We start from the raw sequence: 23,430 nt of genomic DNA on the forward strand, positions 1-23,430 counted from the left end.
GCTCATGACCCCGATCCTCAGCCCGGTGATCCTGATTGCCGTCGCGCTCGGTTTCGCCGCGCTGCTCTTCGCGGTCGCCGCGCGGGTCGAGCACTGGCCGGAGCAGCGTATCGCGCGCTGGCGCCCCGCCGCCTTTGCGCTGGCGCTGGGCGTCTATTGCACCAGCTGGACCTTCTACGGCGCGGTCGGCAGCGCGCGGCGCGATGGCTGGGACTATCTGCCCATCTATCTCGGCCCCATTCTGGTCTTCGCGCTCGCCCCGCGCTTCCTGCGCGCGCTCGTCACGGCGGTGCAGGCGGAGGGGGCGACCAGCATCTCCGATTTCATCGGCGCGCGGTTCGGCAAGAGCCGCGGGGTTGCCGCCCTGGTCACTGTCACGGCGATGCTGGGCCTCATTCCCTATGTCGCGCTTCAGCTACGCTCGGTGGGGTTGGCCTTCGCGCAGTTGACCGGCGGCCCGGTCGCGCTGGCGATGGCGGGGACGGCCATCGTGCTGGCGGTGTTCGCGATGCTGTTCGGCACGCGCCGCTACGAAGCGGCGGGCCGCAACGAGGGGCTGGTGTTCGCCACGGCGTTCGAATCGCTGGTGAAGCTGACGGCCTTGCTGGCCCTGGCCGGGGCGGCGCTGTGGTGGCTTGCGACCGCGCCCGCCGCGGATAGCAGGATGGCCTGGCGGGGCCTGGGCGACGCCTTTGCCCTGTCCGGCGTCGATTCCGAACTGGCGGTCATCATCCTGCTCTCGACAGCGGCGGTGATCTGCCTGCCCCGGCAATTCTATATCGGCGTGATCGAGGCGCGTTCGCCCGACGACCTGATCGGCGCGCGCGGACCTTTCATCCTGTACCTTGCGATGTTCGCGCTCCTGATCCTGCCGATCACCTTTGCCGGGGCGGCCCTGCTGCCCGCAGGGGTGGATGCGGACCGGTATGTCCTGCAACTTCCCGTCGCGGCAGGCGCACGGGGGATGGCGCTGGTCGCCTTCCTGGGCGGCTTTTCGGCTGCGACCGCGATGGTGGTGGTGGAGAGTATCGCGCTGGCGACGATGATCTCCAACGATCTGATCGCGCCGTTGCTATTCCACGCACGCGGGTTGCCGCGCACGGCCAATCTCGGGCGTATCATGCTGATGATCCGCCGCGCCGCGATCGTGCTGGTCATCGGGGCGGCGTTCGGCTGGGCGCGCGCGGTGCCGAGCGACGCACGCCTCGCGCAAATCGGCTATATCGCCTTTGCCGCGATGGCGCAGATCGCGCCGCTGCTGATCCTCGCGGTCGGCGGGCGGGTGCGCGATCCGGTCGCGGCCAAGGCCGGGCTGACCGCCGGGCTGCTGGTCTGGCTATGGACGCTGGCGCTGCCGCCGGTGCTGCCGCCCGGCTGGCTCGGCGCGATGGCGGGAACGCTGGTCGATCCCGTCGGCCTGTTCGGCTGGCGCTTTGCTACGCCGCTGGCGCACGGCGTCGCCTGGAGCCTGGGCCTCAACCTCCTGCTGGTGGCGACCATCGCCCGAGCACGGACCCGGCGCGTGAAACGCGGTACGACGCATCCGCCCGTAGCGCCGCTGGCAAATCATGCCGAGCTGGTGACGTTCGTCGCGCGCTTCGTCGGGGAACAGACTGCGATCGAGGTGCTTGGCGCGCCACGTGATCGCCCGATCGGCCGGGCCAGCGCACGCCATGCCGAACGCGCCATCGCCCGCGTCGTTGGCGCGCCATCGGCCCGTGCGCTGATGGCATCGGCCCTGGCGGGCGAACAACTCAGCCATGAGGATGTCGCCCGCCTCCTCGACGAGGGCGGGCAGAGCCTGCAATTCTCCAAAAGGCTGCTGGCCGCCACATTGGAGCATATCGAACCGGGCGTCAGTGTGGTGGACGCGGATCAGCGGCTGGCCGCGTGGAACAGCCGTTATCTCGACCTCTTCGACTATCCCGACGGCATGGTCGCCGTGGGTGCGCCGGTTGCCGACCTCATCCGTTTCAACGCCCTGCGCGGCGAATGCGGGCTGGGCGAGGTGGAGGAGCATGTCCGCCGTCGTCTCGACCATCTGCGCCGTGGCACCGTCCATAGTTTCGAGCGGATTCGCCCCGATGGCCGCGTGCTGCGCACCGCTGGCGGACCGATGCCGGATGGCGGCTATGTCATGTGTTTCACCGACATCACCGCCGAGGCGGAGGCCCGGCGCGCGCTGGAGGCGGCGCGCGCCGGGCTGGAGGAACGCGTGGCGGATCGCACAGCGGCGCTGACGCGGCTGAACGGCGAGCTGGCCCGGGCAACCCGCGACAAGACGCGTTTCCTGGCGGCAGCGAGCCACGACCTCGTCCAGCCGCTGCATGCCGCGCGACTGTTCACCGCGGCGGTAGGACGCGACACCGGCCACCGCCATGTCGCCAGCATCGACCAGGCCATCGCAAGCGCCGAGGAACTGATCCGCGCGCTGCTCGACATCTCGCGCCTCGATGCCGGGGGGATCGTGCCTCGGCACGAGGCTTTTGCCCTGGGTCCGATGATCGCCGAGATTTGCGAGGGGATGCGGCCTGCCGCCGCGCAAAAAGGCCTGGCCTTGCGCATCGGGCCATCGCCCGGCGCGGTCGAAAGCGACCCGGTCCTGCTCCGATCGATCCTGCAGAATCTGGTCAGCAACGCGATACGCTATACCGAGAATGGGGGCGTCCTGGTCGGCGTCCGGCGACGTGGTGCCGATTGGCGGATCGACGTGATCGACACCGGCATCGGCATCGGTGCGGATCAGGTCGAGATGATCTTCCAGGAATTCCATCAGGTGCGGCGGGGCGGCTCGGGTCTGGGCCTCGGCCTTGCCATCGTCGAGCGTAGCGCGCGGCTGATCCAGGCGGGGGTGACGGTCGCCTCGCGTCCCGGTGTCGGCAGTCGCTTTTCGATCGACCTGCGGGCGATGACCGGCATGGCCGTCGCGCCTGCCGCCACCATCGTCCCTGCCGTGATCACGAAAGGCCTGTCGGTGCTGGTCGTCGACGACAATGCCGGGGTCCGCGATGCGATGACCGCGCTTCTTCAGGCGTCGGGGCACCATGTGCTGGCAACGGATGATCCGGACGAGGCGGTGAAGCTCGGAATGACCTGTGACGCCGCTCTGGTCGATTATCATCTGGATGATGATCGTTGTGACGGCTTGGTTGTCATCGCGCGTCTGCGCTCGGCGGCTCCAGGGCTTCGGTGTGCGCTGGTGACCGCGAACATGGCCGAGGCCGTCCTGCGCCGGGCGGCGGCCATGGACGTCGCGCTGTTGCCAAAGCCTTTGTCGCCCCATATCCTCGCGCAATGGCTCGCGGGCGACCGGGGGTAAGCACCCCCGTCCCCTCAACCAACGATGCTTTCTCCCATCGACAGCTGCTTGCCGTTGGTCACGATCACCCGGTCGCCTAGATGCGTCGCGGCGAACAGCTTGCGGGCGAAGGCGATGGGCACGCCGATACAGCCATGGGTCGCATTACCGTATCGGACGTCGCTGCCATGGATGGCGACGCCGTCGTTGGTCAGGCGCAGCATGTACGGCATCGGCGCGTCGTAGAGGTTGGACACGTGATCCGCGTCCTTCTGCAGGACGGGAAAGACGCCCAGCGGCGTCGGCATATTGTCCGCGCCATAGATGATCGCGGCCGTCCCGATCTCGTAACCGTCACGAAAGATCGACACGACCTGCGCGGCGAGGTCGACCGTGATCACGATCGGACCATCGGGCGCGGTGCTGTCGTCCCAGACATAGTCGCCATGGCTGAGCGGCTTTTTCAGGTCGAGGATGCGGCGGACGATGAAGGGCGCCGGGGTCGGCGTCGGCGTCGGCGCCGGCGTCGGGCTGGGCATCGGGTTCGCCACTGCCCGAACCGGCCTCGGATCAGCGACAGGCCGATCGCGCGGCGTCTGGCCCGATAGCCAGACGCCGCCGCCCAGGGCGGCCATCAGGATCGCTCCGGCCAGGAACTGCAAGGCTCGCATCCGTACGGCTTCTAGCAGAAGCGATTGAACGATGCGTTAGCGGACTTCGACCGTGACATGGCCCAGCGCCGCCATCCCCGCCAGGCGTTGATGCATCGCCGCGCTCGTCGGGGTCGCTCCGATGCCCTCGACCGACAGGACCACGGCGTGTGCCGTCGGACCGATCCGCCAGATATGGAAGTCGTGGATATGCGTGTCGCCCGGCCCCTCGATCCGTTCGCGGACTTCGGCGGCCAGCTTGGGGTCGGCGGCGTCGAGCAGTACCGTGGACGCCTGCTTCATCAGCCCCACCGACCAGTTGGCGATGACCACCGCGCCCAGCAGTCCGACGGCCGGGTCGAGCCACACCCAGCCCAGATAGCGCCCCGCCACCAACGCCAGGATCGCCATGACCGATGTCAGCGCGTCGGCCAGGACATGGATATAGGCCGCCCGCATGTTGGTGTCACCGCCATGGGGGTCATGTTTGTGGTCATGGCCATGGTGATGATGGTGGTCATGTCCGTGATGGTCGTGCCCGTGACCATGCCCCAGCATCCAGGCGCTGACGATGTTGATCAGCAGGCCCAGCACGGCGACCAGGATGGCGTCGCGAAAGGCGACCGGGTGCGGATCGCCGAGCCGCACGATCGACTCATAGGCGATTCCGATCGAAACCAGGCCCAGCACCATGGCCGAGCCAAAGCCCGCCAGCTCGCCGACCTTTCCGGTGCCCCAGCTATAGCGTGGGTTGGCGACATGCTTCTTGGCATAGGAATAGGCGATGGCGGCGATCCCCAGCGCACCGACATGCGTCGCCATATGGAACCCGTCGGCCAGCAGCGCCATCGAGCCGGTGAAATAGCCCGCGACGATCTCGGCGACCATCATGCCCGCCGACAGCCAGACCACCGCCCGTGTCCGGCGGGCATTCTCGTCATGGGCATGGCCCAGATAATCATGACTGTGGATCGTCATGGATGTCGTCCTTCGTGGTCGTGCAGGTCAGGGGTCAGCGAAAATGGCGGCGGAGCAGCGTGGCGACCTCGGCGGCGGCGACGGTGCGCTCCGCATCGCTCAGGCCGGGGGCGGCGACATGCGCATGGAGGTGATCTTCGACCAGTTCATCCATCAGGCCGGCCACGGCCCCGCGCACCGCCGCCACCAGGTGCAGCGTCTCGGCACAGTCGGCATCGGCCGTGACCGAACGCTCGATGGCAGCAACCTGCCCGGCGATCCGCCGGACACGCGCGATGATCTTTTCCTTGCTGGTCGTAACATGTGCCATAACGGATAGGGGTATAGGGTATATCGACATGGCGATCAAGACGGTGCTTGCCCCGGCCACCACGTTTCGGCCATCACGCCCCCGGATCGGGCAATAGGGGGATCGAGCGTATGCGGCGTTGGCGGATCGGAGCGTTGACGGCGGCGCTCGCGACGATGGCGATGACGGCGGCCGTGCCCGTGTCGGCAAGGACGATCCTGTTCGTCGGCAACAGCTTCACCTTCGGGGCGAACTCGCCGGTGATGCGCTATCGCCCCGATCTGGTTCGCGACCTCAATCGCGAAGGCATTGGCGGCGTGCCCGCGCTGTTCAAGACCTTTGCCGAACAGGCCCGGCAGGACTGGACCGTCAGCCTGGAAACCGCTGGCGGCCGCGACCTGGCCTATCATTACGAGCAGAAGCGGCGAGAGATTGACGGGCGCTGGGACGTCGTGATCCTGCAGGGCTATAGCACGCTCGATCCGCAGCGGCCGGGCGACCCGATCCGTCATGCCGAGGCGGCGGGCGCGATCGCCGCAATGCTTCGCCAGGCCAATTCGCGCGTTCGGGTGGAATTGGTGTCGACCTGGACCCGTGCCGACCTGACCTATCGCACGCCCAGCCCTTGGCGGGGTAAGGCCGTCACGGCGATGGCCGACGATCTGGCGGCGGCCAACAGCTATGCCATGCGTCGCTACCCGGTGATTTCGGGCACGATTCCGGTCGGGCAGGCCTGGAACCGGGCCTGGGTCGATCGGATCGCCGATCCCAATCCCTATGACGGCATCGCCTTCGGCCAGCTCGATCTGTGGACCTGGGACCAGTATCACGCGAGCGCGGCGGGCTATTATCTCGAAGCCTTGGTGATCTTCGAAAAGGTTACCGGCTTCGACGTCCGGCGGCTGGGCGAGCAAGAGCGGGCGGGGCGCGACCTGGGATTGGAGCCCCGGTCGATGGCCCGGCTTCAGGCCATCGCCCATGCCGAGGTGACGAGCGTCAGGCCGTAACGATCATGCCGTCGCGCAGCGTAACCGGCCAGGGCGTCAGCCGTTGCCCCTTGCACGGGCCGCCCAGACAATCGCCATCGTCGATGTCGAAAATGGCACCGTGCCAGGAACAGGCGATACGCCCGCCATCTGGCGTCAGATACGCATCAAGCATCTGCGCCAGCGGCAGGCCCATATGCGGGCAGCGATCGACATAGCCATGCACCGCGTCGCCGCGCCGGACGACGAAACCGTGGAATCGGCCCGCACGCATCTGCAGCACGAAGTTGCGCGCCGCCCCGTCCGCGACGGTCTCGACCGGACCCAGCGAGATTCCTGCCGGTGTGGCGGTCAGCCTTTCGTCGCTCATCCGGCGTCGGCCTGCATTTCGGGCGCAGCCTGGGGAACGCGCTTGCGCAGTGTCTGCGCGGCGGCCACCAGGCGCGGGAAGGGCGTCAGGTCCACCGCAAACCGCTCGGCATTATAGACCTGGGGCAGCAGGTGGCAGTCCGCCAGGGTCGGCGTATCGCCATAGGCATAGCCGGACCCATGCTGCAAAATCAGGGTTTCCAAGGCAGCAAAGCCATCGCTGACCCAGCGACCAATCCAGCGTTTGATCGTATCCTCATCGGTGTGAAGATCATTGCGCAAATGTTTGAGAATGCGTAGATTGTTGATCGGGTGGATGTCGCAGGCGACGATCGCCACCATGGCGCGCACCACGGCCCGCCCCGCACTGTCCGAAGGCAAGAGGGGCGGATCGGGATAGCATTCCTCCAGCCATTCCAGGATCGCCGGGCTCTGGATCAGCGTCCCGTCCGTCGTCTCCAGCGCCGGGACGAGCCCTTGCGGCTGGAGCATAAGATATGCCGGATCGCACTGAGCACCGGTGCGCAGGTCATGGGTGACGCTGTCATAGGCCAGCCCCTTCAGTCCCAGCGCCAGGCGAACCCGATACGCCGCGCTCGATCGCCAATAGCCGTGCAGCGTCAGGCTCATGGCAGGCGGGCCTTGGGAAAGTCCTTCCACACCGCATCGTAATCGAGCTGCGAATGGGCCAGCGCGTGATCGGTCGGGCGATAGGGCCAGCAGCTTTCGACCATGAACGCCATCGTGCCCTCGATCCGGTGCGGCTTCAGGTCGGCGTTGCTTGCCCCCTGCCAGCTGGCAAGGTCGGGGCCGTGGCCCGCCATCAGATTGTGGAGCGACAACCCGCCGGGACGGAAACCCTCCGCCTTGGCGTCATAGGCCCCGGTGATGAGGCCCATCGCCTCCGACATGACGTTGCGGTGGAACCAGGGCGGGCGGAACGTATCCTCGGCCACCATCCAGCGCGGCGGGAAGAGGACCAGATCGGCATTGGCGCGGCCCGGCACGTCGCTGGGGGAGGTCAGCAGGGTGAAGATCGATGGATCGGGATGATCGAAACTGACGGTGTTGATCGTGTTGAAGTGCGACAGGTCGTAACGCCACGGGGTCAGATTACCGTGCCACGCCACCACATCGAGCGGGCTGTGGTCGAGCGTCATCGTCCAAAGCGAACCAAGGAATTTCTGCACGACCTGGGTCGACTCGTCGCGGTCCTCGAACCAGGCGACCGGCGTCTCGAAATCGCGGGGATTGCCCAGGCCGTTCGCGCCGATGGGGCCCAGATCGGGCAGGCGGAACAGGCTGCCATGATTTTCGGCGACATAACCCGTCGCCTCGCCGTCCGGCAGTTCGACACGGAAGCGCACGCCGCGCGGGACGAGCGCGATCTGGCCCGGTGCGATGTCGATGCGGCCCAGCTCGGTCAGGATGGTCAGGCGGCCAGCCTGCGGCATGAACACCAGTTCGCCATCCGCATCGACGAACACCCGCTCCATGCTGCGATTGCAGGCATAGACGTGCACCGCCACGCCTTCCAGATCGGCCGGATCGCGATTGACGAGCATCGTCGTCATCCCGTCGATCCAGTCGGTGCCAGGCGGCGTCATCGGCGCGGGATCCCAGCGCAGGCGGTTGGGGGGCAGGGGGGCATCGCCGGTGCCGGGCGCGAAGCGGGCCGCGCCCCGATAGGGCTCATAGGGCGGATGCTCGGCGGTCGGCCGCAGGCGATAGAGCCAGGAACGCCGGTTTTCGTGGCGCGGTGCGGTAAAGGCGGTGCCGGAAAGCTGCTCGGCATAGAGGCCATAAGCCGGACGCTGTGGCGAATTGCGGCCGATGGGGAGGGCGCCGGGGACGGCCTCGGTTGCGACATGGTTGCCGAAGCCGGGGATGTAGGACGTTGTCATCTCTTTCCTCTCCACAACACGCCAGCGCGTCAGACGCGGCCAAGCCGCGCCTTATGCGCTGGCTTGACCGTGCTGGCCGGGCTTGCGCGCGCACTATCGTGCGCGCATCGCTGGATGCTTACGCATCCACCGTGATGACGCCGCGCCGGATCTGATCGAGCTCGATGCTCTCGAACAGCGCCTGGAAATTGCCGTTGCCGAAACCCTCATTGCCCTTGCGCTGGATGATCTCGAAGAAGATCGGCCCGACCATATTCTCGGTGAAGATCTGGAGCAGGATACCCTCTTCGCCGACATTGCCGTCGATCAGGATGCGGTTCTTGCGCAGCCGCTCCAGGTCTTCGCCGTGGTTTGGCACGCGCTTGTCGACCAACTCGTAATAGGTCTCGATCGTGTCCTGCAACCCGACACCGCGCGCGCGCAGCTTCTCGACCGTCTCGTAGATATTGTCGGTGGTCAGCGCGAGATGCTGGATACCTTCGCCATTATATTCGCGGATGAATTCCTCGATCTGGCTTTTCTCGTCCTGGCTCTCGTTCAGCGGGATGCGGATTGCCTTGTCGGGAGCGATCATCGCCTGGCTGAACAGGCCGGTCGCCTTGCCCTTGATGTCGAAATACTTCTGTTCTTCAAAGCCGAACAGCTTGGAGTAGAAGCCCGACCAGGTCCGCATCTCGCCGCGACGGACATTGTGGGTCAGGTGGTCGAGCAGGTCGAGCCCGACATTGTTCTCGGCTTCGGCCTGCTGCCAGCCCTCGACCTCGGTCCAGTCGGCGAACAGGTCGCTGCCCGCCTCGACGAGATAGAGATAGCTGCCGCCGATGCCCTCGATGGCCTTGGTGTCGGGGGTCAGGCAGCCGCGCGTCGCGTCGACCGCCGTGGCGCCGCCCCGGATCGCGTGATCGAACGTCTCGGCTGGATCGGCGACATAGAAGCCCATGCCGCTGGCCGAGGGGCCGTGATCCTTGCGGAAATCGGCCGCCTGACCGTCTGCGTCGGCATTCAGGAGAAGGGTGATCCGACCCTGCTTGTAACGGGTGATCGCCTTTTCGGGGTGACGATGGGTAGGCACGAAGCCCATCATGTCGAACTGCCGCGCCAGCGTTTCCGGCTCGGGCGTGGTGAATTCGCAGAACGCAAAGCCGTCCAGGCCCAGCGGATTGTTCGGGGTGGTTGCCATGACGTCCAACTCCTGATCCAGTATCTTGCGTGACTAGATCGCAGAATGGGGAATTGGTGTCAAATGTTACGATCTCGCGAATTGCGGCTGGACGGCTTTCTTCCCTATCGCCTGTCGATCACCTCGAACCTGGTCAGCGATCATATCGCCAACGCCTATCAGCAGCTGTTCGGCCTCACGATTCCCGAGTGGCGGCTGATCGCGATCGTCGCGGAGGAGGGCGCGGTGGCGCAGTCGGCGGTGTGCGAGCGCAGCCGGATGGACAAGGTCACCGTGTCGCGGGCGGCCATCGCCATGGTGGGGCGCGGACTGCTCGCCCGCACCGCGCATGACGGTGATCGCCGCTCTCACCTGCTGGTCCTGACCGAGGCCGGGCGGACGCTCTATGCCGATGTCGCGCCCAAGGCCCTGGAGCTGGAGGCCCAGCTCTTCGCAGGCTTCAGTCCCGAGGAACTGGAGGCATTCGTCACCATGCTCCACCGCATCGACGCCGCCGCCCTGACGCAGCGGGATCAGTCCAGTATCGAGCGGTAGAGCGCCAGATAGCGGTCGGCCATGCGATCGATCGAGAACCGGTCCGCCGCAGCCTGACGACAGGCGGCACGGTCAATCTCCTCAATGCGATCGACCGCGGCGACCGCCTGCTCGACCGTATCGACCAGGAAACCGGTCACGCCGTCCTCGATCAGCTCGGGCATCGATCCGCGCCGGATGGCGATGACCGGCGTCCCGCAAGCCATCGCTTCGACCACCGACAGGCCGAACGGCTCGTCGAAATTGATGAGGTGGAGCAGCGCCTTGGCCCCGCCCAGCGTGGCGGTGCGGTCCTCACCCCCGACCGGTCCGCGATAGACGATGCGATCCTCGTCGACATGGGGGCGGACCTCTCTTTCCCAATAACCCTGATCCTGAATGATCCCGGCCATGATCAGACGGCGATCGGTCGCCTGGGCAACGGCGATAGCCTCGGCGGCCCCCTTGTCGGGGTGGATGCGACCGAAGAACAGGAGGTCTTCGCTACCCTCTGGATTGAAGGGGAAATCCTTTATCGGGATGCCATGATGAATGGTGTCGGCATAGCGCAGGCGCGGATGGCGATCGGCGTCCGAGATGGCGACATAGTGGATGCGATGCTGATAAGGCTCGTACATCGGCATGATGCGCTCGGACGAAAAGCCGTGGATCGTGGTGACCATCGGCGTATCGACGAGCCCCGAAAAGGCGTGCGCCGGAAAATCCGCCTGGTTGTGGATCAGGTCGAACTCACCTGCTCGCTCAAAGATAGCGGCCAAATGCCGCATTTCCCAGACCTTTGCATCCACCGATGGATCTTCCGAATAGGCGGCGGGGACCGGCCCGGCCAGTGTCGCGGTGGTGATGCTGTCCTGCGTGGCGAACAGGGTTACGTCGACGCCGCGCGCAGCCAGCGCCTCGGTCAGCAGGCTGGTAACCAACTCCCACGGGCCATAGGCGCGTGGCGGGGTACGCCATGCGATTGGGGCGATCATCGCGATTTTCATGCGGGCGTGTCGACTTTCAGGATCAGGCCCTCATCAGGGCGCAAAAGGGAAGGGGCGCGGGTCGGCAGGTCGCCGAGCGTAGAGAGCACGGGCTGCCCCGTCAGGACAATCGGCGCGGGCGTGTCGGCCAGGTTCAGGGCGACGAGATAGCATTCGTTCCCTTCGCGCCGCTCATAGGCGAGGACGGAACCCTCGGCCTCCACCAGCCGGATCTCGCCGGTAGCCAGTGCGGGGCTGCTGCGACGCAAGGCAAGCAGCGCCTTGTGGAGGTGGAGCATCGAGCCGGGGTCGTTCCATTCGGTGGCCACGTTGCGATCCCGCCAGCCGGCACCCAGCGGTAACCACGGCTCACCGGCGGTGAAGCCCCCATGGGGGCTGTCGTCCCATACCATCGGCGTGCGTACCGGATCGCGACCCAGCCCCAGTCCCGGCTCGCGCAGTTCGCGGGGGTCACGAACGCGGTCGGCGGGAATGTCGCCATTTTCCATCCCCAGTTCGTCGCCGTAATAGAGTGTCGGCGTTCCGCGTAGCGTGAGCAGCAGCATCGCCGCCACGCGCGCCTGTGCCGCTCCCCGCTTGGTCGCGCTGCGCGGGCGGTCATGATTGCCCAGCACCCAGTTGGGCCAACCGCCGGGGGGCAGGGCGGCTTCATACTCGGCGATCATCCGGGCCAGATGCCGTGCGTCCCAGGGGGCGTCGATCAATTGGAAGTTGAAGGGCAGATGGACGCCTTCGCCGTGCAATCCGTAATAGCGCATCAGGCGTTCGACCGGCAGGTAGATCTCGCCGATCAGCACCCGCTCGTCGCCCTCGCGGCCGAAGGCGTCGGCGATGGCGCGCATGTCAGCGGCGATGTCGTGCACTTCGGGCTGGTCGGTCGAGTGCAACTGGAACACCCGGTTCATCTCGCCGGTCGCGGGGTCCCAGTCCGGGTTGAGCGGATTGTCGGGAAAGCTCGCATGTTTGACGATGTGCCAGAGCACGTCGATCCGGAAACCATCGACGCCGCGCGCGAACCAGAAGCGCAGAACGTCCAGCATGGCGGCCCGAACCTTCGGGTTGCGCCAGTTGAGGTCGGGCTGTTCCTTCAAAAAGGCATGATAATAATATTGCCCGGTCACCGCGTCCCAGCTCCAGGCCGGACCGCCGAAATCGCTGATCCAGTTGTTGGGCGGGCCTCCATCGGGAGCGGGGTCGCGCCAGATATACCAATCGCGCTTGGGATTGTCGCGGCTCGACCGGCTTTCCTGGAACCAGGGATGCTGGTCCGAACTGTGATTGGGCACGAAGTCGAGGAGCAGCTTCAAGCCGCAGGCATGGGCCGAGGCCAGCAGCGAGTCGAAGTCGGCAAGCGATCCGAAACGGGGGTCGACCCCGCAATAATCCGCGACGTCATAGCCGAAGTCAGCCATAGGCGACGGAAATATCGGCGAAAGCCAGATTGCATCGACACCCAGTTCTACCAGATAATCGAGACGGTTTTCCACTCCGCGCAGGTCGCCGATACCGTCACCATCGCTATCCTGAAACGACCAGGGATAGATTTGATAGAGGACAGCGGACTGCCACCAGGGCCGCCCCGTCATGCGAAGGCCGCCTTGGGCAGGCGGGTCAGGCGACAGGCCAGATCGGCCTCGCCACTCGCCACCAGATAATGGTCGCTCAGGTCGACGATGCCGGTCGAAAAGACGACCGGGGTCGGCAGATACATCTGATGCGCGATCGAGACGGTCAGCGCGGGCGCGGCCTCCAGGATCGGGCGGTCATCGGCCAGGTGCAGGATATGGGTCGGGTCGGCCTTGTCGAACAGCGCCCAGAAGCTGCGATAAATGCCCACCGACTCGCGCCGCTCGACCCCGTGATACAGGGTCAGCCAACCGCGATCGGTCAGGATCGGTGGCGTGCCCCCTCCGACCTTCATCGCCGATGTCGAGTCCTTGCGCGCGCGAATGCCGGGGGCCTCGATCGGCTTCCAGTGAAGCGCATCGGGGGATGTCGCGAAATTGATCGATGGGCCGCCGACATAGGGACTGTCGTCGGGATAGGCGAAATAGACCTCTCCCAGTGGCCGGGTCAGCGCCATGAAGCGACCGTCCACCAGCCCCTCGAAGAACAGCATGTCCTTGTTCTGATGGTCGAGGATGATCCCCGCCAGCGTATAGTCGAGGCCGTTGTCAGAGATGTGCAGCGTCGTCGAATGCCGCTCGGCCGATACCGAACAGGTCGTCATATACCAGCGGTCGCCCACCCGGCTGATCCGTGCATCCTCGACGCCGTAGTCCTGCCACGTCGCGGCGGGTTCAATCGCCTTGTCGTAATGGACCGCGACGATCCCCGAGCCGTCCGCGGTCAGCTCGACCGGCAGCAGCCAGGACAGCGACGTCAGCGCGAGGATGCGGTGGGCGCTGCCGCGGATGGCGAACTGACGCGGGTCGGTCATGTCGACCTTGGCCAGCGGAAAGCGGTCGAGGACATAACCGGCGGAGGTCCAGCGGATCGCGCGGACATCCCCGCCATCGACGGGCTCCCGCAGCGCCTCCGCCACCCGGACCATCAGCAGCAGATTGCCATTGGCCAGCCGCGTCATCCCCGGATTGAAGGCGCCCAGCACATAGGTCGGTTCGGTAATGCCGCGCCGCAGCGGGGAGCGGGAGAGGTCGACACCGTCGGGGCGGAAGATCAGCAGGTCGTCGGACATGGCCCGCCAACGTTCGCTACCAGCCCGCGTTCCCGATCGATCGCGGCCCGTCACCCCCGCCCGATCATGCCGAGGTCGCGACTTTCAGGAAAACCGACCAGCGATGCTCGAAAAACTGGTCGGGGGTCAGGCCGGCAAAGGGATCGGGCAGGTCGAACTGCATCCGGCGACCCGGGCCGTCGAGAATGTCCGCCAGCAGGCTGAACAGCGCGAGCGGCGTTTCGTCGGCGCGCAACAGCCCGGCTTCCTGCGAAGCGCCGACGCACGCGATGATGGGGCCGGACAGAACCCGGTCCCAGGTGGCGAAACGCTGGCGCAGTTCCTCGGAAAAAATCGCCTCCGACGTAAGGAAGGCCATGAAGCGGACCGAATCCGGCTCGACACAGAAGAAGAAGAACCGGCGTGCGGAATTCTTCAACCGCTCGAGCGGGTTGTTGCCCGTCGCATCGTCGAGCATCGCCTGGTTCAACCGGTCTAGATCACGGGTGACGACCGCGTCCAGCAGCGCCATCTTGCCCGCATAGCGGCGATAGATGGTATGTTTGCTGACGCCGACCGACAGCGCGATTTCTTCCATCGACGTACCCTCGATGCCCTGCGAGCAGAATGCCTCGCGAGCCCCGGACAGAATGATGTCGTCGATATGCTGCGCCTGTTCGCGGGTCGGGCGTCCAGCGGTCCGTTTGGTAATGGCCATGATCCCCTTACTGCGGCCTCCGAATACCCACGTCAAACTTAAATGCACTTGCCAGTGTCTTTTGTGCGAGTGCGAAAAACAGGGGATTTCAGTAATTCAAACGTCATGTGCATCAGGGAGTTTCACGACGTGTCGAAATTTTTCACGTATGCTTCATCCTTCGCCATGACTTCGGCACTCATGGCTGGCGGGCAGGGGTGGTAACCACAGCCTCCAGGGCCTCCGCCGCCAGCGACGACCGCCAACTGCGGCGCGAGGGGCCGCACCGAATATCATCGAGCCGCCCGGCCGGACCAAGGCGATCCGCACCGCCAAGGTTCGCGATCTGGTCGAGGCGCAGACCCGTGCGCCCTTTTGCTTTGCGAGCGCCCATCGCCTAGTCGGCTTTGGATATGCAACGGGAGAGCGCGATGACGGACTGGACGATCGGGATCATCGGTGGCTCCGGGCTCTATGCCATCGACGCGTTGGACGATGTGGAGACGTTGCGCATCGACACGCCTTGGGGGGAACCCTCCGACATGCTGGTGCGGGGGCGGATCGGAGCGGTTCGTTTTGTCTTCTTGCCTCGCCACGGTCGGGGCCATCGCCTAGCGCCGACGGAAGTGAACGCCCGTGCCAATATCCACGCATTGAAGCTGGCAGGCTGCACCGACGTGCTGGCCATCTCCGCCATCGGGTCGCTGCGCGAGGAACTGCCGCCCGGTCATTTCGTCGCGGTCGATCAGTTTATCGACCGGACGGTCCACCGCGAGAGCAGCTTTTTCGGGGGCGGCCTGGTCGCGCATGTCTCGATGGCCGATCCGGTCTGTCCGCGCCTGTCGACCCTGGCGGCGCAGGCGGGCGAACGGGCGGGGGCGCGGATGGTCCATGGCGGAACCTATCTTGCCATGGAGGGGCCGCAATTCTCGACCCGTGCCGAAAGCCATCTCTACCGCCAATGGGGTGCCGATGTGATCGGCATGACCGCCATGCCCGAGGCCAAGCTCGCACGCGAGGCAGAGCTGCCTTACGCGCTGATCGGCATGGTCACCGACTATGACTGCTGGCGCGAGGACGAAGCGCATGTCGAGGTTGATGCGGTGCTGGCGCAACTGGGTGCCAATGCCGCCACCGCGCGGGCGCTGGTCATGGAACTGGCCGCGTTGCTGCCTGCGGAGCGGACGGCCTCACCGATCGATACGGTGCTCGATCATGCCCTCATCACGCATTCCTCGCATATCAATCGGGCCAGGGCGGAGAGCCTTGGCCCGATCGTGGCGCGGGTGCTGACCGCGCGCGGCGGCTGAGGGATCAGTCCTCGACGATCTGGCTGTGCGAGCGGGTGTCGCGCATCCGCAGGTACACGATCAGCGAAATGCCGATCATCGCGGTGACATACCAGTAGAAGCCCTGCTCGAAGCCCCATTTCTTGAACAGCAAGGCAACCGATTCCGCCGTTCCGCCGAAGATGGTGTTGGCCAGCGCATAGGGCAGGGCGACGCCCAGTGCGCGGATATGGGCGGGGAACAGCTCGGCCTTCACCACCGCGTTGATCGAGGTGTAACCCGTCACGATGATGAGCGCGCCCATCACCAGGGCGCCCGCGACGATCGGATCACGCGTCGTCTCCAGCGTGGAGAAGATCGGATAGGTCAGCAGTACGCCCGCAATACCGAACGCGATCATCAGCGGCTTGCGCCCGATCCGGTCGGACAGGCCGCCCGCCACCGGCTGCAACAGCATGAAGACGAACAACGTGATGGCGTTGATCTGGCTGGCGACTTCCCGGCTGAAGCCGCTGGTGTTGACCAGAAACTTCTGCATGTAGATCGAATAGGCGTAGAAGGCGAGCGTACCCCCGGCGGTCAGCAGCATGACCGTCATCGTCTCCTTGGGGTGCTTGGAGAAGAGCTGGATCAGGCCCGATTGCGGCGCGCCGTCCTTCTTCGCGTTCTCGAAGCTCTTGGTCTCGGCCAGGCCGCGTCGGATATAGAAGACGACGACCGCCAGCACCGCGCCCAGTGCGAAGGGGATGCGCCAGCCCCACTCGTCCAATGCGGCCTCGGTCATGGTCGATTGCAGGATCAGGAGGACGCAGATCGCGAGCAGCTGGCCGGAGATCAGCGTGACATATTGGAACGACGAGAAGAAGCCGCGCCGGTCCTTGCCCGCCATTTCGGAAAGATAGGTCGCGCTGGCGCCATATTCGCCGCCGACCGACAGCCCCTGCAACAGGCGCGCGAGCACCAGCAGTGCGGGGGCGGCCAGCCCGATCGTCGCATAGCCGGGCGTCACGGCGATGATCAGCGAGCCCAGGCACATCAGCGTGACCGACAGGGTCAGGCCCGACTTGCGGCCCTTGCGATCGGCATAGATGCCCATCACCCAGGCACCGATCGGCCGCATGACGAAGCCGACGGCGAAGACCGCCGCCGCGCTCAGCAACTGCGCGGTCCGGTTCTCCGACGGAAAGAAATGCGGTGCGAAATAGAGGGTAAAGGCGGAGTAGACATACCAGTCGAACCATTCGACCAGATTGCCGGTCGACCCCCCGATGATGGATTTCAGGCGATGCCGATTGGAATCGGCGGTGGCGCTGGACATGGTCTACTCCCCTTTTTTGTCTGGTCGTTCTTATCGCTTAGAAGCGGAAGCTCAACCATCCCGCCCAGAAATCCGAGCTTTTCAGGTTGGCCCGCTGCAAGACGGTGTCCGCCTTGAAGTGCTCGTAACGCCCCACGAACGACAGGCGCGGCGTGATCGTCCAGGTCGCCTGCAGGCGGGCGACCTCGGCCACCTTCTTGCCACGGACGTTCTGCGTGCCGGGCAGGGCGGTGCCGTTGGCGCGGTAGACCGCGTCGAACTCGTCCGGCCGCCAGGCAAAGCCGTACTCGGTCGCCAGGCGAAGGCCCCTGACCGGGGTGAAGGTGAAATTCGGCGCGGTGTACAGCAGGTTGGTCGGCGTCAGGAACAGGCCATAGCTGTAATAGATATTGTTGCCGAACAGGCCGTTGGTCGTGTTGAGCTCACCCGTCCGCTGATACGCGCCACCACCCGAGCCATAGTCGAAGTGGACGCCGACCCGTGGCGCATCCGGCTTCTTACCCAGGCGATAGCTCTGCGCGATGAAGGTCTGCCATGCCGAGATCGGCCGGTTGTTGAAGGTGCCCCGCTGGTTGTTGACGGTCCAGTCGATATTGACCGGTCCGGCATCGCCATAGGCATGCAGGCCCAGGAAATACCGCTCCTCGAGCGCGGTCGTCGGCCCCCATACGGCCCGGCGGTTGCGCAAGCGCCAGATGAAGGGATCGAGATACAGTTTCGAATTGCCGAACAATTTGGGCGACAGGCGAAAACCGAAGGTCGCACCCGAAAAGCGCACATCGGGGTTCGTCTTGTCGTCGCCGATGCCCTTGAAGCCATAGGTGACGTAGTTCAGGTCGAAGATATCGACCCGCGCGTCCTTGCCACGGGCATAGGCCCGGACACCGTCCAGGACGAAGAACAGCGTGTTGTTGTCGCGGCCGACGGTCAGCAGCTGCGGCCCGTCGAAGAATTCCTGACGGCCCGCACGCACGCCGACGTCCAGGTCCAGGACCTTGCCCTTCACTTCGGCGAAGAGCTGTTGCACCGCCAACTGGTTGCGCAGATTGCCGCCGGGGGCGCCCAGGTTGATGCCCTGGAGCTCGGCTCGGCCGAGTTCGCCGAACACGCGGAAATGATCGCCCAGATGGACGTCGGCACCGCCGACGATGCGGGCGATGTCCTGCCGCTGCTGTTGGACTTCACGCAGATTGGGATTGGTCGTGATGTTGACCCGGGTGCGCAGCTCGCCCGAGAAGGTGACATAGGACTTTCCATCCTGGGTAAGCTTCACGCACTTCAGCGCGTCGATGGGATCGTCGCGCTTGGCGGGATCGCAATATTTGCGCCAGTCCTCGGCCCAGCGCGACTGGTTGTAACCCGCAACGGTGTTGCCGTCTCCGGCGGCGCTGGTCGGGTAGGCGGTGCTGGCCGGGCTGGCGGGTTCCGCTGCGGCCTTGGGCGTCACGGTCTGCGCCGTGGCGGGCGCAACGGCCAGCCCCGACGCCGCCAGGGCCGTCCCGGCGAGCCAAATGCGTTTCATGATGGTAGTCCCCCTCAATCGTAACGTTCTGCAATCACGGCAGTGGCATATCACCCGATGGTAAACCAAATGCCCGGCCGATCGTCAAAAGATCGGCGGGGCATCGTTTCGGTTCAGGCGATGACGGGCTGTGCTGTCGCGGGAAGGGCGGGGCGACCGTCCAGAGCGGCGTTCAGGGCATCCTTGTCGAGGGCGCCTTCCCAGCGCGCGACCACGACCGTGGCGACCGCGTTGCCGATGAAGTTGGTCAGGCTGCGGCACTCGGACATGAAGCGATCGACACCCAGGATCAGCGCCATGCCCGCGACCGGCACGTCCGGCACGATCGAGAGGGTAGCGGCCAGCGTGATGAAGCCTGCGCCGGTGACGCCAGCTGCACCCTTGGACGAGAGCATCGCGACGAGGAGGAGGGCCAACTGCTGGCCCAGCGACAGATCAACGCCGCAGGCCTGGGCGATGAAGAGCGCGGCCAACGTCATGTAGATGTTGGTGCCGTCCAGGTTGAACGAGTAGCCGGTGGGGACGACCAGGCCGACGACCGACTTTTCACAACCCGCCTTTTCCATCTTCACGAGAAGGTTGGGCAGCGCGGCTTCGGAGGACGAGGTGCCGAGGACCAGCAGCAGCTCGGCCTTCAGGTGACGGATCAGCTTCAGGACCGAGAAGCCGTTGGCGCGGGCGATGGTGCCCAGGACGACGACGACGAACAGGATCGAGGTGAGGTAGAAGGTCGCGACCAGCGCGCCCAGATTGACCAGGCTGCCGACGCCGTACTTGCCGATGGTGAAGGCGATGGCACCGAAGGCACCGATCGGCGCGGCGCGCATCAGGATGCCGACCATGCGGAAGACGACAACGCTGATCCGCTCCAGGCTGTTGAGCAGCGGACGGGCAGGATCGCCGACCAGTGCCATGGAAATGCCGAACAGGATAGCGACCATCAGGACCTGCAGGATGTTGCCCTGGGTGAAGGCGCTGATCAGCGTGTCGGGGATTATGCCCAGCAGGAAGCCGGTGACGGTCGTGTCATGCGCCTTGGCGGTATATTCGGCGATCGACCCGACCTTCAACGTGGCGGGATCGATGTTCATGCCGGCACCCGGCTGAACGACGTTGGCGACGATCAGGCCGACGATCAGCGCAAAGGTCGAGACGGTGATGAAATAGAAAAAAGCCTTGCCCGCGACGCGGCCGACCGAACCGAGTTCGCGCATGCCCGCAATGCCGGTGACGACGGTCAGGAAGATCACGGGGGCGATGATCATCTTCACCAGCTTGATGAAGGCGTCGCCGATGGGCTTCAGCGATTCGCCGAAGCTGGGCCAGAGATGGCCGATGATCGCACCCAATGCGATCGCGACCAGCACCTGGACATAGAGATGGGACCAGACGCGTGCCCGCTTGGGCGCCTCGGCTACGGCATAATCTTGAGCAATCACGGCTTTCATCATCCTCTGCAAAAGGGTCGGACGCGGTAAGCCGCGTTCCGGGTTGCATGCAGTGTGCGGAAGTTCCCCATTCCGTACAAAGGATTCCTTGAGATGATCAAGACACTGAAAAAAACGACAAAATATAAAACATTCGCAATGGATAAGCGAAATTTCGCATAGCGTAGGCGCGATGGTTGCGATATTCCGCACACATGCTGCCCCCGTTCACCCTGACGCGCCGTTACCTGCGCCGCTATGCACTGCCGCTATTGTGCGTGGGGATACTGGCCTTTGCCGCGGCGGTGGGCTTGCGGCTTTATGCCCATCGTCAGGCGATGGCCGATCTTCGTGCCGATGCGTCGCGGATCGCGCGTCAGCAGGAGCGGCTGCTCAACAGCGAGTTGCAACGTTTCCGCCTGCTGCCCATCGTCCTGGTCGAATATCCCGATGTCGGCGAGGCGCTGCGCAACGGATCGGAACAGGCCGCACGGCGGCTGGACGACAAGCTGCGTGGCCTGGCGGAGCGGACGGGGGCACCGGTCATCTATGTGATCAATCAAAAGGGGCGGACGATCTCCGCATCGAACGCGGGCGAGCCCGACAGTTTCGTCGGCCGCGACTATGGCTTTCGCCCCTATTTCCGACAGGCGATGCACACCGGCACGTCTGAATATTTCGCGCTCGGCAATACCAGCCACCGGCCCGGCCTGTTCCTGGCGCGGCGTATCGGATCGGCCAGCGCGCCCGATGGGGTCGTCGTCGTGAAGGTGGAGTTCGACCGGATCGTCCAAGCTTGGACCAGTGATCCGGGCGCGACGCTGCTGGTCGACAATCACGGCGTGACCGCGGTCACGACCGACCCCCATGCCCGTTTCGGCCTGCTTCGTCCCGTCAGTCCGGCGCTGCGTGCCGCGATCGAGGAAAGCCAGCAGTTCGGCGTCCAGCCGCTGCGCCCCGGCCCCTATCGCGTCTCCGGCGACCGGGCGACGGATCGGGATGGCGCGGTGTTCGTGGTCGGCGATGCCCCGGCGCCGCTGCCCGGCTGGCGATTGCTGCATATCGTGCCGACCAAGCCCGCGCTGCGTGAGGCGGACGGCTGGGTCCGCTCGGCCACAGCACTTCTCGTCATCGGGCTGTTCGGCCTGAGCGTCGTCTTCATCTGGCGGCGGACCCGTGCCGAGCGCGCCGTTCTGGCGCGCGAAGCGCTAGAGGAAGAGGTCGCACGACGCACCGCCGAGCTGCGCGCGACCAATGATCGCCTGACCGTCGAGATCACCGAGCGTATTCGCGCCGACCAGCGCTTTCGTGCCGCGCGAGAGGAACTGGCGCAGGCCAATCGCCTGGGTTCGCTGGGCTCGATCACCGCGGGCGTCGCGCACGAGATCAACCAGCCGGTCGCCGCGATCCGTACGCTGGCCGACAATGCCCGCACCTTCCTGTCGCGGACCCAGCCGGACAAGGCGGCGGGCAATCTGGCGACCATCGTTGAGCTGACCGAGCGGATCGGCTCGATCGTTCAGGAGATGCGGCGCTTCGCCAGACGGGGCACGCACGGGTTGGGCCCGGTGTCGCTGGACGAAGTGCTGGACGGCACCATGCTGCTAATCGGTGACCGATTCCGCACGGCAGGCGTCGCACTGGAGAGGCCGAGCGGACAGCGCCTGCCGGTGGTCAAGGCCGGGCGGGTCCGGCTGGAGCAGGTGCTGGTCAACCTGCTCCAGAATGCACTCGACGCAGTGGCGGGTCGGCCGTCGCCGCGTGTTCGGTTGACCGTATCGGACGGGCCCGACGGCGTCGAGCTGACCGTAGAGGACAATGGGCCGGGACTGGATCCGGCGATCGCGACCGAGATCTTCACGCCCTTCGTGACCGGCAAGCCCGACGGCCTGGGCCTGGGGCTGGGGATCGCGCGCGACATCATGACGGAGTTTGGCGGTATGTTGGAGATCACCCCCTCGACCCTGGGCGGCGCGGGCTTTCGCATTCGGATGCGTCGGGCATGAGCGAGGCGATGCGCGTCTTGCTGGTCGATGACGACACCGTCCTGCGCCAGGCCCTGGCCCAGTCGTTCGAACTTGCCGGGATCGAAGTCGAGGCGCATGGCGATCCCCTGACCGCGCTGGAGGCAATCACCGCCGATTTCGCCGGGATGGTCGTGTCCGACATTCGGATGCCGGGGATCGACGGTATCGAGCTGGCCCGGCGGGTGGCGGCGGTCGATACCGAAATTCCGGTCATCCTGATGACCGGGCATGGCGACGTGCCGATGGCGGTTGCCGCGCTGAAACAGGGGGTGTTCGATTTCGTCGCCAAGCCCTTTGCCGCCGATCACCTGATCGCCAGCGCCGAGCGCGCGCTGGAGATGCGGCGGCTCGTCCTCGACAATCGCCGGTTGCGGCTGGCGGCGGAGGAGGCGCAGGGCGCATATCCGCTGATCGGCGATACTCCGGTGATGATGCGGCTGCGGGAGACGGTGCGGCAGGTCGCGCAGGCCGATGTCGATGTGCTGGTTGAGGGAGAGACGGGGACGGGCAAGGAGCTGGTCGCGCTGCTGCTCCACCGGTGGAGCAGTCGCCGCACCCGGCCGTTCGTCGCGGTCGACTGCGCCGCGCTGCCCGAGGCGATTGCCGAGGACGAACTGTTCGGCCAGGCGCATGGCCGCCATCAAGGGCGCATCGCGGCGGCACATCGCGGCACGCTGTTCCTGGACGAGGTGGACAGCATGGCCCCGGCGTTGCAGGGCCGCATGCTGCGGGTCGTCGAGGAGCGGGAAGTGCGCGCGATCGGGGCCGAGGATCCGCAGATGCTCGACCTGCGGATCGTCGCGACGGCGAAGTCCGATCTGGCGCGTGCAGTGGCCGAGGGCCGATTCCGCGCCGACCTGCTCTACCGCCTGGATGCCGTCCGGCTGCGCGTGCCGCCCCTGCGCGAGCGGCGCGCCGACGTGCCGCTGCTGTTCGCCCATTTCCTGCGCGAGGCGGCGGAGCGGTTCGGGCGACCGGTGCCGATGATCGACGGCGCGATCCAGGCGCGGCTCTTGTCGCACGACTGGCCCGGCAATGTGCGCGAGGTGCGCAATTACGCGAACCGCGTCGCGCTCGGCCTGTTCGGCGACAGCCCGGAAAACGGCGATCCGCTGCCGCTGCCCGAGCGCGTGGAGCAGTTCGAGGGGGCGACGATCCGCTCGGTCCTGGAGGAGGTCGCGGGCGACGTCCGGGCCGCGCTCGCGATCCTCGGCATTCCGCGCAAGACCTTTTACGACAAGGTGGCCCGGCATGGCATCGACCTGAACGCCTATCGCCCCAATCGGGCCTGACCGCTAT

20 protein-coding genes are annotated in these 23,430 nt (G+C 65.8%); 6 read left to right on the plus strand and 14 right to left on the minus strand.

Annotation, left to right across the window (positions count from 1 at the left end):
- The first annotated feature begins 4 nt into the window (after window positions 1–4).
- Window positions 5–3,319 carry a hybrid sensor histidine kinase/response regulator gene (locus SOM26_RS01175; protein ID WP_320450900.1) on the plus strand — a complete coding sequence of 1,105 codons (3,315 nt, stop codon included), beginning with the start codon at window positions 5–7 and terminating at the stop codon, window positions 3,317–3,319.
- 14 nt (window positions 3,320–3,333) lie between these two features.
- Here the strand turns inward: SOM26_RS01175 and SOM26_RS01180 are convergent, their stop codons facing one another.
- The 3 genes from SOM26_RS01180 to SOM26_RS01190 are packed head-to-tail and all read right to left on the minus strand — an operon-like array spanning window position 3,334 to window position 5,236.
- On the minus strand, window positions 3,334–3,969 hold the full coding sequence (locus SOM26_RS01180; protein ID WP_414711995.1) for a L,D-transpeptidase family protein: 636 nt from the start codon (window positions 3,967–3,969) through the stop codon (window positions 3,334–3,336).
- A 36-nt stretch (window positions 3,970–4,005) separates the two neighbouring features.
- A complete protein-coding gene (gene dmeF / locus SOM26_RS01185; RefSeq protein WP_320450902.1) occupies window positions 4,006–4,926 on the minus strand; it encodes a CDF family Co(II)/Ni(II) efflux transporter DmeF in 921 nt (306 codons plus the stop codon).
- A 34-nt stretch (window positions 4,927–4,960) separates the two neighbouring features.
- Window positions 4,961–5,236, minus strand: coding sequence for a metal/formaldehyde-sensitive transcriptional repressor (locus SOM26_RS01190; protein WP_320450903.1), 276 nt, complete (start codon window positions 5,234–5,236; stop codon window positions 4,961–4,963).
- A 110-nt stretch (window positions 5,237–5,346) separates the two neighbouring features.
- Here SOM26_RS01190 and SOM26_RS01195 point away from each other — a divergent pair, with 110 nt between their 5' ends.
- Window positions 5,347–6,222, plus strand: a complete 876-nt coding sequence (locus SOM26_RS01195) for a PEP-CTERM sorting domain-containing protein (RefSeq protein WP_320450904.1) — start codon at window positions 5,347–5,349, stop codon at window positions 6,220–6,222.
- On the opposite strand, the gene SOM26_RS01200 is transcribed toward SOM26_RS01195, so the two are convergent.
- The 4 genes from SOM26_RS01200 to hppD all read right to left on the minus strand — a co-directional run bounded on the left by SOM26_RS01200 (window position 6,212) and on the right by hppD (window position 9,654).
- Entirely contained in the window at window positions 6,212–6,571 is a 360-nt protein-coding gene (locus SOM26_RS01200; protein WP_320450905.1) for a Rieske (2Fe-2S) protein, read from the minus strand. The two genes, SOM26_RS01195 and SOM26_RS01200, sit on opposite strands and share 11 nt — an antisense overlap.
- Window positions 6,568–7,200, minus strand: a complete 633-nt coding sequence (maiA, locus tag SOM26_RS01205; protein ID WP_320450906.1) for a maleylacetoacetate isomerase — start codon at window positions 7,198–7,200, stop codon at window positions 6,568–6,570. Before maiA ends, SOM26_RS01200 begins: the two co-directional genes overlap by 4 nt.
- The gene (gene hmgA / locus SOM26_RS01210; protein ID WP_320450907.1) at window positions 7,197–8,474 is read right to left on the minus strand and encodes a homogentisate 1,2-dioxygenase; all 1,278 of its coding nucleotides are present in this window, start codon (window positions 8,472–8,474) and stop codon (window positions 7,197–7,199) included. The genes maiA and hmgA overlap by 4 nt, the downstream gene beginning before the upstream one ends.
- A 118-nt stretch (window positions 8,475–8,592) precedes the next feature.
- The gene (gene hppD, locus SOM26_RS01215) at window positions 8,593–9,654 is read right to left on the minus strand and encodes a 4-hydroxyphenylpyruvate dioxygenase (RefSeq protein ID WP_320450908.1); all 1,062 of its coding nucleotides are present in this window, start codon (window positions 9,652–9,654) and stop codon (window positions 8,593–8,595) included.
- 63 nt (window positions 9,655–9,717) lie between these two features.
- Between hppD and SOM26_RS01220 the strand changes: the two genes are divergently transcribed.
- Window positions 9,718–10,188, plus strand: coding sequence for a MarR family winged helix-turn-helix transcriptional regulator (locus tag SOM26_RS01220; protein ID WP_320450909.1), 471 nt, complete (start codon window positions 9,718–9,720; stop codon window positions 10,186–10,188).
- Here the strand turns inward: SOM26_RS01220 and SOM26_RS01225 are convergent.
- From SOM26_RS01225 to SOM26_RS01240, 4 genes are all read right to left on the minus strand, one after another.
- A complete protein-coding gene (locus SOM26_RS01225; protein ID WP_320450910.1) occupies window positions 10,167–11,174 on the minus strand; it encodes a glycosyltransferase family 4 protein in 1,008 nt (335 codons plus the stop codon). The two genes, SOM26_RS01220 and SOM26_RS01225, sit on opposite strands and share 22 nt — an antisense overlap.
- Window positions 11,171–12,760, minus strand: a complete 1,590-nt coding sequence (locus SOM26_RS01230; protein ID WP_320450911.1) for an alpha-amylase family glycosyl hydrolase — start codon at window positions 12,758–12,760, stop codon at window positions 11,171–11,173. Before SOM26_RS01230 ends, SOM26_RS01225 begins: the two co-directional genes overlap by 4 nt.
- Window positions 12,757–13,872, minus strand: a complete 1,116-nt coding sequence (locus SOM26_RS01235) for a glycoside hydrolase family 130 protein (RefSeq protein WP_320450912.1) — start codon at window positions 13,870–13,872, stop codon at window positions 12,757–12,759. The genes SOM26_RS01230 and SOM26_RS01235 overlap by 4 nt, the downstream gene beginning before the upstream one ends.
- A 64-nt stretch (window positions 13,873–13,936) precedes the next feature.
- Entirely contained in the window at window positions 13,937–14,569 is a 633-nt protein-coding gene (locus SOM26_RS01240; RefSeq protein WP_320450913.1) for a TetR/AcrR family transcriptional regulator, read from the minus strand.
- 410 nt (window positions 14,570–14,979) lie between these two features.
- On the opposite strand from SOM26_RS01240, the gene mtnP reads away from it, so the two are divergent.
- Window positions 14,980–15,858, plus strand: coding sequence for an S-methyl-5'-thioadenosine phosphorylase (mtnP, locus tag SOM26_RS01245; protein WP_320450914.1), 879 nt, complete (start codon window positions 14,980–14,982; stop codon window positions 15,856–15,858).
- Between the two features lie 4 nt (window positions 15,859–15,862).
- On the opposite strand, the gene SOM26_RS01250 is transcribed toward mtnP, so the two are convergent.
- The 3 genes from SOM26_RS01250 to SOM26_RS01260 all read right to left on the minus strand — a co-directional run bounded on the left by SOM26_RS01250 (window position 15,863) and on the right by SOM26_RS01260 (window position 20,116).
- Window positions 15,863–17,155, minus strand: a complete 1,293-nt coding sequence (locus SOM26_RS01250) for an MFS transporter (RefSeq protein ID WP_320450915.1) — start codon at window positions 17,153–17,155, stop codon at window positions 15,863–15,865.
- Window positions 17,156–17,192: 37 nt separating this feature from the next.
- Window positions 17,193–18,677 carry an alginate export family protein gene (locus SOM26_RS01255; protein ID WP_320450916.1) on the minus strand — a complete coding sequence of 495 codons (1,485 nt, stop codon included), beginning with the start codon at window positions 18,675–18,677 and terminating at the stop codon, window positions 17,193–17,195.
- Window positions 18,678–18,790: 113 nt separating this feature from the next.
- Entirely contained in the window at window positions 18,791–20,116 is a 1,326-nt protein-coding gene (locus SOM26_RS01260) for a dicarboxylate/amino acid:cation symporter (protein ID WP_320450917.1), read from the minus strand.
- Window positions 20,117–20,319: 203 nt separating this feature from the next.
- Here SOM26_RS01260 and SOM26_RS01265 point away from each other — a divergent pair, with 203 nt between their 5' ends.
- Together SOM26_RS01265 and SOM26_RS01270 are read left to right on the plus strand one after the other, a co-directional pair.
- A complete protein-coding gene (locus SOM26_RS01265; RefSeq protein WP_320450918.1) occupies window positions 20,320–22,110 on the plus strand; it encodes a sensor histidine kinase in 1,791 nt (596 codons plus the stop codon).
- Complete coding sequence (locus SOM26_RS01270) at window positions 22,107–23,423, plus strand: sigma-54-dependent transcriptional regulator (protein WP_320450919.1); 1,317 nt, start codon at window positions 22,107–22,109, stop codon at window positions 23,421–23,423. Before SOM26_RS01265 ends, SOM26_RS01270 begins: the two co-directional genes overlap by 4 nt.
- Window positions 23,424–23,430 lie beyond the last annotated feature (7 nt).

It is taken from the genome of Sphingomonas sp. CFBP8993, from assembly GCF_034044895.1.
Lineage (GTDB): Bacteria > Pseudomonadota > Alphaproteobacteria > Sphingomonadales > Sphingomonadaceae > Sphingomonas.

Bases quoted from the DNA above. Each gene is read 5' to 3' on its own strand.
- SOM26_RS01175 (WP_320450900.1), top strand. From the start codon at position 5: ATGACCCCGATCCTCAGCCCGGTGATCCTGATTGCCGTCGCGCTCGGT.
- SOM26_RS01180 (WP_414711995.1), bottom strand. From the start codon at position 3,969: ATGCGAGCCTTGCAGTTCCTGGCCGGAGCGATCCTGATGGCCGCCCTG.
- dmeF (WP_320450902.1), bottom strand. From the start codon at position 4,926: ATGACGATCCACAGTCATGATTATCTGGGCCATGCCCATGACGAGAAT.
- SOM26_RS01190 (WP_320450903.1), bottom strand. From the start codon at position 5,236: ATGGCACATGTTACGACCAGCAAGGAAAAGATCATCGCGCGTGTCCGG.
- SOM26_RS01195 (WP_320450904.1), top strand. From the start codon at position 5,347: ATGCGGCGTTGGCGGATCGGAGCGTTGACGGCGGCGCTCGCGACGATG.
- SOM26_RS01200 (WP_320450905.1), bottom strand. From the start codon at position 6,571: ATGAGCGACGAAAGGCTGACCGCCACACCGGCAGGAATCTCGCTGGGT.
- maiA (WP_320450906.1), bottom strand. From the start codon at position 7,200: ATGAGCCTGACGCTGCACGGCTATTGGCGATCGAGCGCGGCGTATCGG.
- hmgA (WP_320450907.1), bottom strand. From the start codon at position 8,474: ATGACAACGTCCTACATCCCCGGCTTCGGCAACCATGTCGCAACCGAG.
- hppD (WP_320450908.1), bottom strand. From the start codon at position 9,654: ATGGCAACCACCCCGAACAATCCGCTGGGCCTGGACGGCTTTGCGTTC.
- SOM26_RS01220 (WP_320450909.1), top strand. From the start codon at position 9,718: ATGTTACGATCTCGCGAATTGCGGCTGGACGGCTTTCTTCCCTATCGC.
- SOM26_RS01225 (WP_320450910.1), bottom strand. From the start codon at position 11,174: ATGAAAATCGCGATGATCGCCCCAATCGCATGGCGTACCCCGCCACGC.
- SOM26_RS01230 (WP_320450911.1), bottom strand. From the start codon at position 12,760: ATGACGGGGCGGCCCTGGTGGCAGTCCGCTGTCCTCTATCAAATCTAT.
- SOM26_RS01235 (WP_320450912.1), bottom strand. From the start codon at position 13,872: ATGTCCGACGACCTGCTGATCTTCCGCCCCGACGGTGTCGACCTCTCC.
- SOM26_RS01240 (WP_320450913.1), bottom strand. From the start codon at position 14,569: ATGGCCATTACCAAACGGACCGCTGGACGCCCGACCCGCGAACAGGCG.
- mtnP (WP_320450914.1), top strand. From the start codon at position 14,980: ATGACGGACTGGACGATCGGGATCATCGGTGGCTCCGGGCTCTATGCC.
- SOM26_RS01250 (WP_320450915.1), bottom strand. From the start codon at position 17,155: ATGTCCAGCGCCACCGCCGATTCCAATCGGCATCGCCTGAAATCCATC.
- SOM26_RS01255 (WP_320450916.1), bottom strand. From the start codon at position 18,677: ATGAAACGCATTTGGCTCGCCGGGACGGCCCTGGCGGCGTCGGGGCTG.
- SOM26_RS01265 (WP_320450918.1), top strand. From the start codon at position 20,320: ATGCTGCCCCCGTTCACCCTGACGCGCCGTTACCTGCGCCGCTATGCA.
- SOM26_RS01270 (WP_320450919.1), top strand. From the start codon at position 22,107: ATGAGCGAGGCGATGCGCGTCTTGCTGGTCGATGACGACACCGTCCTG.